Origin of the sequence: Cupriavidus neocaledonicus (genome assembly GCF_000372525.1) — a bacterium.
Taxonomy (GTDB): Bacteria; Pseudomonadota; Gammaproteobacteria; order Burkholderiales; family Burkholderiaceae; genus Cupriavidus; species Cupriavidus neocaledonicus.
Map to the genome: position 1 here is coordinate 48,974 of NZ_AQUR01000107.1, position 12,443 is coordinate 61,416.

The window sequence follows — 12,443 nt, forward strand, 5'->3', positions numbered from 1 at the left end:
CGCAGCTTACCGCGCGCCTGTGCCCCTGTCATCCCGCCCGCTACGGCGTGCGCAACGCCACGATCACGCTGACCCGGGCCGCGCCCTGTGCCTTGAGCACGGCGGCGGCCTCGTGCAGGGTCGCGCCGGAAGTCATGACATCGTCGACCAGCGCCACGTGCAGGCCGTCCAGCCGCGTGGCGCGCGTGGGGGCAAAGGCGCCGCGCAGGTTGACCTGGCGCGCGGCCAGGTCCAGCGCGCGCTGGCTGCCGGTGTCGCGCTGGCGTTGCAGCAGCACCGGGTCGGCGCGCAGGCCCAGGCGGCGCGCCAGCGGCCGCGCGATTTCCCAGGCCTGGTTGAAGCCGCGCGCGGCCAGCCGTTGCGGCGCCAGCGGCACCGGCACGATCAGGTCGGGTGCGGCATGGCGGGCCGCGTCCCAGGCCCTGGGCAGGCCCTCGGCCAGCCTGGCGGCGAGCCAGGGCGCCAGTGACAGCGCGTGGCCGAACTTGAGCGCCAGCACCAGCTGGTCCTGTGGCGCGGCGTAGTCGCCCAGCGTATGGGCATGGTCGAAGGCGCGGGGCGAGGCGCCGCAGGCCGGGCAGTGGAAATGCCGCCCCAGCGCCAGCGCGCACACCGGGCAGCGCCGCACCGGGCGCAGCAGGTCGGCGGCGCAGGGCGCGCACACCACCTGCCGCTGCACCGCCCCGCACAGCGCGCAGCCGCTGGGCAACAGCTGCTCGCGCGCACGGGCCAGCGCGTGCCCGGCGGCGCCGGCAGCCCGCGCGGTGCACGCGTATACTTGCCGTCCGGCCGCGGCCCATCGGGCGCGGCGGCCGGGTTCGTCCGGCGCCTGGGGCAGTACCTGCCCGCGCGCCGGTTCCTGTTTTCCTTGCTGCCCTGTCTGCCCGTGTCCCTGCATGCCGCCGATTCTCCCGATGCCCACCTGCCGCCCGCGCGCCTGACCCGGCTCGCCTTCGACCGGCGCAGCCGCGGCTTCCGCCAGCTCGATTTCCTGCTGGGCGAGATCGGGCGCCGCATGCAGGAGCGCATGGAGGTGATCCGCCTGGCGCCGCAGCGCGCGCTCGATATCGGCTGCGGCCACGGCCAGGGCCTGGCCGGGCTGCGCGCGCGCTTCCCGGATGCGCAGATCGCCGGCCTGGACATCTCCGGCGCGATGCTGGCCGAAGCCGGCCAGCGCGACCCGCAGCGCCGGCCCGGCTGGCTCGGCCGCATGCTGGGCAAGCGGCCGCTGTTCGACCTGGTCCAGGGCGATCTTGCCACACTGCCTTTTGCGCCCGCGTGCTTTGACCTGCTGTGGTCCAACCTGGCCCTGCACTGGCATCCGGAGCCGCACCGCGTGTTCCCGGAGTGGCACCGGGTCACGCGCGACGAAGGGCTGGTGCTGTTCTCGCTGTTCGGCCCGGACACGCTGAAGGAGCTTCGCGCGGCCTTTGCCGAGGTCGACGACGCACCCCATACGTTGCGCTTTGTCGACATGCACGACATCGGCGACATGCTGGTTCACAGCGGCTGGTCGACGCCGGTGATGGACATGGAAACGCTGACCGTGACCTACGAGTCGCCCGCCACGCTGCTGCGCGAGGTGCAGGCCTTCGGCGGCTTGCGCGCGCCCGCCGAGGCGCCGCCGCGGGGCCTGCGCGGCCGTGGCTGGTACCAGGCGCTGACGCAGGCGCTGGAGCGGCGCCGCAACGCCGACGGGGTGATTCCGCTGAGCTTCGAAGTCGTCTACGGCCATGCCTGGAAGCTGGCGCCGCGCGGCGCGCAGGCGCGTGACGGCGAAGGCCGCGCGGTGGTGCCGCTGGACCAGATCGGGCGTGCAAAACCGCGTCGCGCAGGTTAAAACTGAGTTAACTTGCGTCGGCTCGCGATTGCCGCAAACATAGAGCCGGCGCGGCGGGCAGGGCGATGTCAGCATTTTGGCCCATGCACAGAATCAGGCGGCGCGCAAGCCTTGCGGTCAAGGCGCGCCCTTGTCCGTGTATGGGAAGCGCCCTATAATGCGCCAGTTTGTCGCAGTGGTCCCCTGGCACAAGAACGTCCTGGTTTGCACGCACTGTGCGGTCCGGACGCCATCGTCCCGGGTGTGCATCCGATGCAGAGTGGTTGGCGATGCAAGACTTGGGTATCGCATTCCAGACGGCAGGTGGTGACTCCGGCGGAAATCTCGACGGACCTTCCTCCTCGCCCCACGACTGGCTGATGAAGCGGAACTGCTCGCTGAGTCCACGCCAGGTCGGCTGGTTTTACCTCTCGATCCTCACGGTTTCGCTTGCCATCGCGTTGTTTTTCGCCTGGCAAGGGTCGTGGCTCGTGCTGCCCTTTGCCAGCATCGAGCTGATCGGGCTGGGCATCGCCCTGCTTGTGTATGCGCGCCATGCGACGGACTATGAGCGCGTCAGCATCACCGACGGCACGCTGGTCGTGGAGACAGCCAGCGCCGGACGGGTGACGCGCCAGGAATTCAATCCGTGCTGGGTGCGGATCGAACTGGGTGAATCGTTCCGCGCGCTGGTGACGCTGCGCTCGGGCAGGCGTGCGGTACAGGTGGGGTGTTACGTGGACCCGTACCGGCGACGCAAGTTCGCGCAGGAGCTCGCAGCGGCCTTGCGCCGCCTCTGAGAGGCGGTGCAAGCGGCGGCGGGGACAGATTTGAATCTGTAAATTGGGTAGATAACAAATGAAAATGTGGAAGAAGGCATCCGCAGTTTGTCTGGCCGGCGCGTCCCTGCTTGCCAGCCAGGCGGCATCCGCGGTCAGCGACATGCCGGGCGGCCCCGCCGTGCGCCAGCTCAACCTGACCGAGCCGGTTACCAAGATCGCCGAACAGATTCACTGGTTGAACTGGATGATGCTGATCATCTGCACGGTGATCTTCATCGCGGTGTTCAGCGTGATGTTCTATTCCATCTTCACGCACCGCAAGGCCAAGGGTGCCAAGCCCGCTTCCTTCCACGAGAGCATCACCGTCGAGGTGGTGTGGACCATCGTCCCGTTCCTGATCGTGATCGCGATGGCCCTGCCGGCCACCAAGACCGTGGTCGCGATGAAGGACACCACCAACTCCGACGTCACCATCAAGGCCACCGGCTACCAGTGGAAGTGGGGCTATGACTACCTGAAGGGCGAAGGCGAGGGCATCTCCTTCGTGTCGACCCTGACCACCCCGCGCGAGCAGATCAACAACGAGCAGGCCAAGTCGAACACCTACCTGATGGAGGTGGACAACGAGCTGGTGGTGCCGGTCAACAAGAAGATCCGCATCGTCACCACTGCCAACGACGTGATCCATGCCTGGATGATCCCGGCCTTCGGCGTCAAGCAGGATGCGATCCCGGGCTTCGTGCGCGACACCTGGTTCAAGGCCGAGAAGATCGGCGTGTACCGCGGCCAGTGCGCCGAGCTGTGCGGCAAGGAACACGCCTTCATGCCGATCGTGGTGCGCGTGGTCTCCGACGCCGACTACACCAAGTGGGTCGACGGCAAGAAGAAGGAGCTGGCGGCCAAGGCCGACGATCCCAACAAGACCTGGACCCTGGACGAAGCCAAGGTGCGCGGCGAGAAGATCTACGCGGCCAACTGCGCGGTCTGCCACCAGCCTAACGGCAAGGGCGGCGGCGCGTTCCCGGCGCTGGACGGCTCCAAGATCGTGAACGGCCCCAAGGCCGGCCAGATGCACATGCTGCTGGAAGGCAAGGGCGGCATGCCGTCGTGGAAGCAACTGTCGGACACCGAACTGGCCACGGTCATGACCTATACGCGCAACGCCTGGGGCAACAAGACGGGTGAAGTGATCCAGCCGAGCGAATTCGTGGGCGCCCGCGCGGGCAAGTTCCCCGAAGGCGGCGGCGCGGCCGGCGGCGAAGCGCCGAAGGCCGAGGCCAAGCCGGCCGCTCAGGCTGACAAGCAGGCCAGTCTCGCGGGCGACCGCGTCGCCGGCTGACCCGCTGAAGACAGAACAGGATTAGAGGAGCATTTGCGATGAGTACTGCTACCCCGGACGCACTCGCCCATCCGCACGATCACGCGCATGACGACCACGCGCACGATCACCCGCATGGCTGGCGCCGCTGGCTGTTCGCCACCAACCACAAGGACATCGGTACGCTGTACCTGCTGTTCTCGTTCATCATGCTGCTGTCGGGCGGCGTGCTCGCACTGCTGATCCGCCTGGAACTGTTCGAGCCGGGCCTGCAGTTCTTCCGCCCCGAGCTGTTCAACCAGTTCACCACCATGCACGGCCTGGTGATGGTGTTCGGCGCGATCATGCCGGCCTTCGTCGGCTTCGCCAACTGGATGATCCCGCTGCAGATCGGCGCCTCCGACATGGCGTTCGCGCGCATGAACAACTTCAGCTTCTGGCTGATGCCGCCGGCCGCGCTGCTGCTGGCCGGCTCGTTCTTCGTGCCGGGCGGCGCCACCGCCGCGGGCTGGACCCTGTACGCGCCGCTGTCGGTGCAGATGGGCCCGGGCATGGACATGGCCATCTTCGCCATGCACATCATGGGCGCGTCGTCGATCATGGGCTCGATCAACATCATCGTGACCATCCTCAACATGCGCGCCCCCGGCATGACGCTGATGAAGATGCCGATGTTCTGCTGGACCTGGCTGATCACCGCCTACCTGCTGATCGCCGTGATGCCGGTGCTGGCCGGCGCCATCACCATGGTGCTGACCGACCGCCACTTCGGCACCAGCTTCTTCTCGGCCGCCGGCGGCGGCGACCCGGTGATGTACCAGCATATCTTCTGGTTCTTCGGCCACCCCGAGGTCTACATCATGATCCTGCCGGCATTCGGGATCATCTCGCACGTGGTGCCGGCGTTCGCGCGCAAGCGCCTGTTCGGCTACAGCTCGATGGTGTACGCCACCGCCTCGATCGCCATCCTGTCGTTCATCGTGTGGGCGCACCACATGTTCACCACCGGCATGCCGGTGACCGGCCAGCTGTTCTTCATGTACGCGACCATGCTGATCGCGGTGCCGACGGCCGTGAAGATCTTCAACTGGATCGCCACCATGTGGCGCGGCTCGATGACCTTCGAGACCCCGATGCTGTTCGCGATCGGCTTTATCTTCGTGTTCACCATCGGCGGCTTCACCGGCCTGATGCCGGCCGTGGCGCCGATCGACATCCAGTTGCAGGACACCTACTTCATCGTGGCGCACTTCCACTATGTGCTGGTGGCCGGCTCGCTGTTCGCGCTGTTCGCTGGCTTCTACTACTGGGGTCCGAAGTGGAGCGGGTTCATGTACAACGAAGCGCGCGGCCAGATCCACTTCTGGGGTTCGCTGATCTTCTTCAACGTGACCTTCTTCCCGATGCACTTCCTGGGCCTGGCCGGCATGCCGCGCCGCTATGCCGACTACCCGACCCAGTTCGCCGACTTCAACGCGATCGCGTCGATCGGTGCGCTCGGCTTCGGCCTGATGCAGGTGTATTTCTTCTTCTTCGTGGTGCTGCCGTCGTACCGCGGCGGCCAGCAGGCCTCGGACAAGCCCTGGGATGGCGCCGAGGGCCTGGAGTGGACCGTGCCGTCGCCGGCGCCGTTCCACACCTTTGAAGTTCCGCCGCAGGTCCGCTAAGGCGGTACCCGCGTAACCAGGCCGCGAAGGGGCGGCAGCGTCCGCCCCTTCCGCGCCGGCAGGTATCAAGACCGTTATGCAGTCTCCAGACAAAAGCCCGTCACGCCCGGACCACAAGGCCGCCAACCGGCGCCTTGGCCTGATCCTGTTGTCGATCGTGGTGGTTTTCTTTCTGGGGTTCTTCGCCAAGATGAAGTTCTTTGGCTGAGGCGGCAGGGTAGCGAGATGAGCATCGAGCAGCAGTCGGGCAAGGAAGCGGACAAGCGGTTCAACCGCGGCATGATGCTGCGGCTGGTCGTGATCGTTGCCGTGATGTTCGGCTTTGGCTACGCGCTGGTGCCGCTGTACAAGAAGATCTGCGAGATCACCGGCCTCAACGTGATCACCACGCGCGAGCTGCACGGCGCGGTGAAGAACACGCAGATCGACAAGAGCCGCACCATCACCGTGGAGTTCGACTCCAACGCGCGCGGGCCCTTTGCCTTCCGGCCGGTGAAGAACAGCATGGAAGTGCATCCCGGCGAGATGGCGACGATCGTCTACGAGGTGGCCAACGGACAGCCGCGCGATATCTCGGCCCAGGCCATCCCGAGCTACGCGCCCAAGCAGGCGACCCAGTATTTCATGAAGCTGGAGTGCTTCTGCTTCAAGCAGCAGACGCTCAAGGCGAACGAGGCGCGCGAGATGCCGGTGGTGTTCGTGATCGACCCCGCGCTGCCCAAGGATGTGAAGAGCATTACGCTGTCGTACACCTTCTTCGAGGTGGGCACGCCGGTGGCGCAGGCGCCCGAGGGCCAGCTGGCGCCGCAGCCCGCGCCGGCCGGCAAGGGTATCTGAAGCGAGCGGCTGGCGAGCGGCCGGCCAGGCGGAGGACGGGCGATGGATGAGATGAAGGACGCGGTCAAGCGCAAGCTGTCGTTTGCGCAGACCATGCGCGCGGTGCTGTGGTCGTTCATCGGCCTGCGCAAGGGCGCGGAGCACGAACGCGACATGGCGCGGCTGAACCCGGTGCATGTGGTGATCGCCGGGCTGATCGCGGCGGCGGTGTTCATCGCGATCCTGGTCGTGATCGTGCGCCTGGTGGTGAGCCAGGCGGCGGCGTAGCAGGGCAGGAAGGGTAGACAACAAAAGCAGTCGCAGAACAAAGCAACCGCGGCGGCGGGGTCAACCAGAGGAGGCGGTTGGCCTGCAGTGCCAAGGCGGGGACAACGAATACTGAATCAAAGACTCTGAGCTGGAGATAAAAGAATGAGTGCGAATCGCGCAAACGCTCCGTACTACTTCGTACCGGGCCCGTCGCGCCACCCCATCACCGCAAGCTTCGGCCTGCTGATGACGGGTGCCGGCGCCGCCGGTTGGGTAAACGGGCAGCCCTGGGCGCCGTACCTGTGCGGCTTCGGCCTGCTGTGGTTCCTGTTCGTGCTCAAGAGCTGGTTTGGCGACGCCATCAGCGAGTCCGAAGGCGGCATGTACGGCAAGAACATCGACCTGTCGTTCCGCTGGTCGATGGGCTGGTTCATCTTTTCGGAGGTGATGTTCTTCGCCGCGTTCTTCGGCGCGCTGTTCTATGCCCGCGCCATCGCCATGCCGTGGCTGGGCGACCTGAACAACAAGATCCTGTGGCCCGACTTTGCCGCGGTATGGCCCAACACCGGCCCGGCCGGCGTGGTGGAAAACTTCCAGACCATGGGCCCGTGGCCGATCCCGACCATCAACACCGCGCTGCTGTTGATGTCGGGCGTGACGCTGACCTGGGCGCACCACGCGCTGCTGGCCGGCAAGCGCAGCCAGCTGATCCAGGGCCTGGCGCTGACCATCCTGCTGGGCGCGATCTTCATGGGCTTCCAGGTGTACGAGTACATGCACGCCTACTCGGACCTGAACCTGAAGCTGAGCTCGGGCATCTACGGCTCGACCTTCTTCCTGCTGACCGGCTTCCACGGCTTCCACGTGACCATGGGCGCGATCATGCTGGCGGTGGTGCTGATCCGCGTGCTGAAGGGCCACTTCACCCCCGAGCACCACTTCGCCTTCGAGGGCGCGGCCTGGTACTGGCACTTCGTTGACGTGGTGTGGCTGTTCCTCTACGTCGTGGTGTACTGGCTGTAAATCCGGCTGCCGTACCGGCCGGCGGGTCCCGCGACCGAGCGGGGCCGCCGGCGCCAACGCAAAAGAGAAACGCCGCAGGGGCCTGGCCAGCCTGCGGCGTTTGTCTTTTGCGGGCCCCGGGGGTGGGCCGTTGCGGCGCGTCGACTCAGGGCGCCATGCGGATGCCGGTGCTGTGGATCCAGCCCATCCAGCTCGAGAACAGGATAAACAGGAACAGCGCCACCGAGAACCCCACGCGCAGCATCAGCGAGCGCATCATGTTGGGCGTCTTGCCGCGGTCGCGCATCATGAAGAACAGGGCCGAGGCCAGGCTGGCAATGATCAGGATGAAGGCAATGATGATGACAAAGCGCATGGCGGGGCGAGTTGGGGGCAGGCGCGGCGCGACGTGCGGCGCACAGGCCCATTATCGCACCGGGGCGCGCTTCGCAGTGCCGCCGGGACGATGAGCTGGCGCCGCTTCGCCAGCCCCTTGCCGCTGGCCGCCGCGCTGGTCGTGATCGCGGTGACCTGTGCGCTCGGCAACTGGCAACTCGGTCGCGCGCACGAGAAGGAAGCGCGCGCCGCGCGGCTGCAGGCGCTCGGCGCGCAGCCGCCCGTCATGCTCGGCACGGCGCCGCTGTCCCAAGTTGTGACCGACCGCGCGGTGCGCGTGACCGGGCGCTTCGACGCATCGCGCACCGTATTGCTGGATAATCGCCCCCACGGCACCGGCGGACGCAGCGGCGACAGCCGCGCGGGCTTCCTGGTGGTGACGCCGCTGGTGATCGGCGTGGCGCCGGGCGAGGCCGGCGCCATGCGCGCGGTGCTGGTGCTGCGCGGCTGGCTGCCGCGCGATGCCGAGGACCGCACCCGGATCGCGCCGTTCCCGACGCCCGAGGGCGAGGTGACCATCACCGGCACGGCACTGGCCGGCGTGCCGCGGGTCTATAGCCTGGGCCAGGAGGCCGCTGGCAGCAGGATCCGCCAGAACCTCGAGATCGCGCCGTATGCCGCCGAAACCGGGCTGGCCCTGCACCCGCTGGTGATAGAGCAGCGCAGCGACAGCGGTGACGGCCTGGCGCGCGACTGGCCGCCTGCCGATCTGGGCGCCGAGCGACACTATGGCTATGCCTTCCAGTGGTTCGGGCTGGCCGCGCTGACGGTGGTGCTGGTGGTCGTGCTGGGCTGGCGCCGCGCGCGCCGGCTGGCCGCACCCTGATCGAATCGATTGACCGCCCATGCGCCGCCTGCTGCCGCATGGGCTTGCCGAAGACAAAGGACAGACGTACTCCATGGCACAGCAAGACTCCGCTCCGGCCGCCGCGGCCTCGCCGCGCGACCCCCGCATCGACGCGCGCACGCGCCGTGGCCGCCTGCAGATGCTGATGCTGCTGCTGGTGTGCGCGTCGCCGGTGATCGCCTCCTACTTCACCTACTACGTGATCAAGCCGCGCGGCGGTGCCACCAACTACGGCGCGCTGGTCGACCCGCAGCGGCCGATGCCGCCGGTGCGCGTCACCGACGAGCAGGGCCAGGCCGTGCCGCTGGAGCAGTTCCGCGGCAAGTGGTTGCTGGTCAGCGCCGATGCGTCGGCCTGTGACGAGGCCTGCGCCAGGAAGCTGTTCACCATCCGCCAGATCCGTGCCGGGCAGGGCCAGGACCGCCTGCGCATCGTGCCGGTGTGGCTGGTGACCGACGACGGCAACATCGACGAGCGCCTGGTCGCTGCCTACAACGAACCCTACGCGGGCGTGCGCTTTTTGCGCATCGACCGCCAGGCCGCGCAGCAGTGGCTGCCCGCCGAGCCGGGCAAGCGCGCCGAGGACACGCTGTTCCTGGTCGACCCGCTGGGCAACCTGATGATGCGTTTCCCGCAGGACCCGGACCCGAAGAAGATGAGCGGCGACCTGAAGAAGCTGCTCAAGGTCTCGCGCATCGGTTGAGGGGACGGCATGCTGCTGCAACTGGCCATCATCGGCGTCCTGATCGCACTGTTCCCGCTGTCCTACGTGATGGTGAAGGGCGACCGCAACAAGTATCGCAAGCTTGCCTGGATCACGGCGTTCCTGACGCTGGACCTGATCATGTTCGGCAGCTTCACGCGGCTGACCGACTCCGGGCTGGGCTGCCCGGACTGGCCCGGCTGCTACGGCCATTCCAATCCGCATGCCGCGATGGAGCCGATCCGCGCGGCCGAGACCGCCATGCCCAGCGGACCGGTGACGCTGGCCAAGGCGTGGATCGAGATGATCCACCGCTACTTCGCCATGGCCGTCGGGGTGCTGATCATCACGCTGATGGTGCTGGCATGGGTAAAGCGGCGCGAGCTGAAGCAGTCGCCGTGGTTCGCCACCGGCGTGCTGATGCTGGTGTGCGTGCAGGGGGCCTTCGGCGCCTTCACCGTGACGCTGAAGCTGCAGCCGATCATCGTCGTCACGCACCTGATGCTGGGCATGGCGCTGCTGGCGGTGCTGATCCAGCTGGGCTCGCGCAACGACCCGCCGCACCCGGTCGCGCCGCAGGCGGCGCGGCTGCGCTGGCCGGTGCGCATCGGCCTGCTGCTGCTGGTGATCCAGATCTTCCTGGGCGGCTGGGTCAGCACCAACTACGCGGTGCTGGCCTGTACCGACTTCCCGCTGTGCAACGGCCAGCTGGTGCCGGAGATGGACTTCCGCCATGGCTTCACGCTGTGGCGCCAGCTGGGCATGACCGCGGACGGCGACTACATCCCGCACGCGGCGCTGGTGGCGATCCACTGGGTCCATCGCGGCTTTGCCGTGATCGTGCTGGGCTACCTGGCATGGTTCGGCCTGCGCGCGCGCCGGCTCGAAGGGCTCAGCCGCGCCGCCGGCTGGCTGCTGGCGACGCTGGTGCTGCAACTGGCCACCGGGCTGTCGAATATCGTGTTCGACTGGCCGCTGGTGGCGGCGGTCGCGCATAACGGCGGCGCCGCGGTGCTGCTGCTGCTGCTGGTCCGTCTCCACTACAATATCGGGCTGACGACCCGGGCCGCCGGCGCCCCCGCTGCCGTGCCGACTGCCGCCCGCGCCACATGAAAGACAAGACCCCTTCCGTGGTTACCGCTACCCACCCCAATTCCCTGGGCAAGTTGAGCCGCATGCGGCACCTGGCCCGGCAATATGCCGCCCTGACCAAGCCGCGCGTGACGCAGCTGGCCGTGTTCTGCGCCATCATCGGCATGTTCCTCGCCACGCCCGGCATGGTGCCATGGCCGGTGCTGATCGGCGGCGCTGCCGGCATCTGGCTGCTGGCCGGCGCGGCCTTCGCCATCAATTGCCTGGTCGAGCAGAAGATCGATGCGCTGATGCGCCGCACAGCCTGGCGCCCGTCCGCCACCGGCGAGATCACCACGCGCCAGACGCTGGTGTTCTCCGCCATCCTCGGCGGCGCGGGCATGTGGCTGCTGCATGTCTACGCCAACGACCTGACCATGTGGCTGACCTTTGCCACGTTCCTGGGCTACGCGGTGGTCTACACCATCCTGCTCAAGCCGGCCACGCCGCAGAACATCGTCATCGGCGGCCTGTCCGGCGCGATGCCACCGGCGCTGGGCTGGGCCGCGGTGGCGGGCGAGGTGCCGGCCGAGGCTTGGTTCCTGGTGCTGATCATCTTCACCTGGACGCCGCCGCACTTCTGGGCGCTGGCGCTGTACCGCCGCGCCGACTACGCCAAGTCCGGCCTGCCGATGCTGCCGGTCACGCACGGCGAGCGCTACACGCTGCTGCATATCCTGCTGTACACGCTGATCATGATCGCCGCGACGCTGCTGCCCTTTGTCTACGGCATGAGCGGCTACATCTACCTGGCGGCCGCGCTGGCGCTCGGGGCGGGCTTCCTGGCCTACGCCTGGAAGCTGTACCGCAACTATTCGGACGAACTGGCGCAGCGCACCTTCCGCTTCTCGATCCTGTACCTGTCGCTGCTGTTCGCGGCGCTGCTGGTCGATCACTACTTCAAGTTCGTGCCGCAGGTCTGAACTGCACTTTTCGCGCGCCCCGGCTGCGGCATCTTGCCGCGCCGGCGCGAGCGCAGCAGCGTGATCGGCGATACTGCATGCTGTTTCCTTCCCATTCCCGACCCATCCCCCGCATGCCACGCCTCAGTTCCGCTTCCGGCCTGTTCGCCGCATTCCGCCGCTTTACCCTGCTGGCCGCGCTGGCCCTGGCGGTCGCCGCCTGCGGGCAGCAAAAGGCGTCGTTCCGCAATGTCGACATCACCGGCGCCGCCGACTTCGGCAAGGACTTCTCGCTGACCGACCACACCGGCAAGGTGCGCACCCTTGCCGACTACAAGGGCAAGGCGGTGGTGATGTTCTTCGGCTACACCCACTGCCCGGACGTCTGCCCCACCACCATGGCCGAACTGAAGGCGGTCGTGGAGCAGTTGGGGCCGGATGCGGACCGGGTGCAGGTGCTGTTCGTCACGGTCGACCCGGAACGCGATACGCAGGCGCTGCTGGCGCAGTACGTGCCGGCTTTCGACCCGCGCTTCGTCGGGCTGCGCCCGGCCGACGAGGCTGCGCTGCAGAAGCTGGCCAAGGATTTCAAGGTGTTCTACGCCAAGGTGCCGGGCAGTTCACCCAACAACTACACCGTGGATCACTCGGCCGGCAGCTATGTGTTCGATCCGCAGGGCAAGCTGCGGCTGTTCATCCGTCACGGCCAGGGTCCGGAGCCCATCGCGCACGACCTGAAGCAGCTGTTGTCCTGACGAAAGCGGGGCGCAAGGGTGCGGCATAACGTCGC

At 67.4% G+C, this 12,443-nt stretch carries 15 protein-coding genes; 13 read left to right on the forward strand and 2 right to left on the reverse strand.

Translation table 11 applies throughout. The features are described 5' to 3' along the window. Window positions 1-40: 40 nt before the first annotated feature. Window positions 41-898 carry a ComF family protein gene (locus A3AG_RS0128390; protein ID WP_115678464.1) on the reverse strand — a complete coding sequence of 286 codons (858 nt, stop codon included), beginning with the start codon at window positions 896-898 and terminating at the stop codon, window positions 41-43. On the opposite strand from A3AG_RS0128390, the gene A3AG_RS0128395 reads away from it, so the two are divergent. From A3AG_RS0128395 to A3AG_RS0128430, 8 genes are all read left to right on the forward strand, one after another. Continuing rightward, entirely contained in the window at window positions 887-1,840 is a 954-nt protein-coding gene (locus tag A3AG_RS0128395; RefSeq protein WP_172583501.1) for a methyltransferase domain-containing protein, read from the forward strand. The genes A3AG_RS0128390 and A3AG_RS0128395 overlap by 12 nt on opposite strands. Before the next feature lie 269 nt (window positions 1,841-2,109). Next, a complete protein-coding gene (locus A3AG_RS0128400; RefSeq protein WP_018008670.1) occupies window positions 2,110-2,619 on the forward strand; it encodes a DUF2244 domain-containing protein in 510 nt (169 codons plus the stop codon). A gap of 58 nt (window positions 2,620-2,677) precedes the next feature. Beyond that, entirely contained in the window at window positions 2,678-3,940 is a 1,263-nt protein-coding gene (gene coxB / locus A3AG_RS0128405; protein ID WP_018008671.1) for a cytochrome c oxidase subunit II, read from the forward strand. 38 nt (window positions 3,941-3,978) lie between these two features. Further along, complete coding sequence (gene ctaD, locus A3AG_RS0128410) at window positions 3,979-5,586, forward strand: cytochrome c oxidase subunit I (protein WP_018008672.1); 1,608 nt, start codon at window positions 3,979-3,981, stop codon at window positions 5,584-5,586. 76 nt (window positions 5,587-5,662) lie between these two features. Continuing rightward, a complete protein-coding gene (locus A3AG_RS34370; protein ID WP_018008673.1) occupies window positions 5,663-5,794 on the forward strand; it encodes a cytochrome oxidase small assembly protein in 132 nt (43 codons plus the stop codon). A 17-nt stretch (window positions 5,795-5,811) separates the two neighbouring features. Further along, window positions 5,812-6,423, forward strand: coding sequence for a cytochrome c oxidase assembly protein (locus tag A3AG_RS0128420; RefSeq protein ID WP_018008674.1), 612 nt, complete (start codon window positions 5,812-5,814; stop codon window positions 6,421-6,423). A 42-nt stretch (window positions 6,424-6,465) separates the two neighbouring features. Further along, the gene (locus A3AG_RS0128425) at window positions 6,466-6,690 is read left to right on the forward strand and encodes a DUF2970 domain-containing protein (RefSeq protein WP_012351628.1); all 225 of its coding nucleotides are present in this window, start codon (window positions 6,466-6,468) and stop codon (window positions 6,688-6,690) included. 144 nt (window positions 6,691-6,834) lie between these two features. After that, window positions 6,835-7,695 carry a cytochrome c oxidase subunit 3 gene (locus A3AG_RS0128430; protein ID WP_018008675.1) on the forward strand — a complete coding sequence of 287 codons (861 nt, stop codon included), beginning with the start codon at window positions 6,835-6,837 and terminating at the stop codon, window positions 7,693-7,695. A 145-nt stretch (window positions 7,696-7,840) separates the two neighbouring features. Here A3AG_RS0128430 and A3AG_RS0128435 read toward each other — a convergent pair whose 3' ends face one another. Continuing rightward, the gene (locus tag A3AG_RS0128435) at window positions 7,841-8,050 is read right to left on the reverse strand and encodes a twin transmembrane helix small protein (RefSeq protein WP_012351630.1); all 210 of its coding nucleotides are present in this window, start codon (window positions 8,048-8,050) and stop codon (window positions 7,841-7,843) included. Between the two features lie 90 nt (window positions 8,051-8,140). Between A3AG_RS0128435 and A3AG_RS0128440 the strand changes: the two genes are divergently transcribed. From A3AG_RS0128440 to A3AG_RS0128460, 5 genes are all read left to right on the forward strand, one after another. Beyond that, the gene (locus A3AG_RS0128440; RefSeq protein ID WP_018008676.1) at window positions 8,141-8,896 is read left to right on the forward strand and encodes an SURF1 family protein; all 756 of its coding nucleotides are present in this window, start codon (window positions 8,141-8,143) and stop codon (window positions 8,894-8,896) included. 73 nt (window positions 8,897-8,969) lie between these two features. Beyond that, on the forward strand, window positions 8,970-9,620 hold the full coding sequence (locus A3AG_RS0128445; RefSeq protein ID WP_026164540.1) for an SCO family protein: 651 nt from the start codon (window positions 8,970-8,972) through the stop codon (window positions 9,618-9,620). A 9-nt stretch (window positions 9,621-9,629) separates the two neighbouring features. Next, window positions 9,630-10,733: a COX15/CtaA family protein gene (locus tag A3AG_RS0128450; RefSeq protein WP_018008678.1), complete on the forward strand. Its 1,104-nt coding sequence runs from the start codon at window positions 9,630-9,632 to the stop codon at window positions 10,731-10,733. After that, window positions 10,730-11,674 (forward strand): heme o synthase, encoded by a 945-nt coding sequence (gene cyoE / locus A3AG_RS0128455; protein WP_018008679.1) that lies wholly within the window; start codon window positions 10,730-10,732, stop codon window positions 11,672-11,674. Before A3AG_RS0128450 ends, cyoE begins: the two co-directional genes overlap by 4 nt. 113 nt (window positions 11,675-11,787) lie before the next feature. Next, complete coding sequence (locus A3AG_RS0128460) at window positions 11,788-12,408, forward strand: SCO family protein (RefSeq protein ID WP_018008680.1); 621 nt, start codon at window positions 11,788-11,790, stop codon at window positions 12,406-12,408. Window positions 12,409-12,443: the final 35 nt, after the last annotated feature.

Coding starts and splice junctions, on each gene's coding strand:
- A3AG_RS0128460 (WP_018008680.1), top strand. CDS start 11,788: ATGCCACGCCTCAGTTCCGCTTCCGGCCTGTTCGCCGCATTCCGCCGC.
- A3AG_RS0128425 (WP_012351628.1), top strand. CDS start 6,466: ATGGATGAGATGAAGGACGCGGTCAAGCGCAAGCTGTCGTTTGCGCAG.
- A3AG_RS0128390 (WP_115678464.1), bottom strand. CDS start 898: ATGCAGGGACACGGGCAGACAGGGCAGCAAGGAAAACAGGAACCGGCG.
- A3AG_RS0128435 (WP_012351630.1), bottom strand. CDS start 8,050: ATGCGCTTTGTCATCATCATTGCCTTCATCCTGATCATTGCCAGCCTG.
- A3AG_RS34370 (WP_018008673.1), top strand. CDS start 5,663: ATGCAGTCTCCAGACAAAAGCCCGTCACGCCCGGACCACAAGGCCGCC.
- A3AG_RS0128430 (WP_018008675.1), top strand. CDS start 6,835: ATGAGTGCGAATCGCGCAAACGCTCCGTACTACTTCGTACCGGGCCCG.
- A3AG_RS0128440 (WP_018008676.1), top strand. CDS start 8,141: ATGAGCTGGCGCCGCTTCGCCAGCCCCTTGCCGCTGGCCGCCGCGCTG.
- A3AG_RS0128420 (WP_018008674.1), top strand. CDS start 5,812: ATGAGCATCGAGCAGCAGTCGGGCAAGGAAGCGGACAAGCGGTTCAAC.
- cyoE (WP_018008679.1), top strand. CDS start 10,730: ATGAAAGACAAGACCCCTTCCGTGGTTACCGCTACCCACCCCAATTCC.
- coxB (WP_018008671.1), top strand. CDS start 2,678: ATGAAAATGTGGAAGAAGGCATCCGCAGTTTGTCTGGCCGGCGCGTCC.
- ctaD (WP_018008672.1), top strand. CDS start 3,979: ATGAGTACTGCTACCCCGGACGCACTCGCCCATCCGCACGATCACGCG.
- A3AG_RS0128445 (WP_026164540.1), top strand. CDS start 8,970: ATGGCACAGCAAGACTCCGCTCCGGCCGCCGCGGCCTCGCCGCGCGAC.
- A3AG_RS0128400 (WP_018008670.1), top strand. CDS start 2,110: ATGCAAGACTTGGGTATCGCATTCCAGACGGCAGGTGGTGACTCCGGC.
- A3AG_RS0128450 (WP_018008678.1), top strand. CDS start 9,630: ATGCTGCTGCAACTGGCCATCATCGGCGTCCTGATCGCACTGTTCCCG.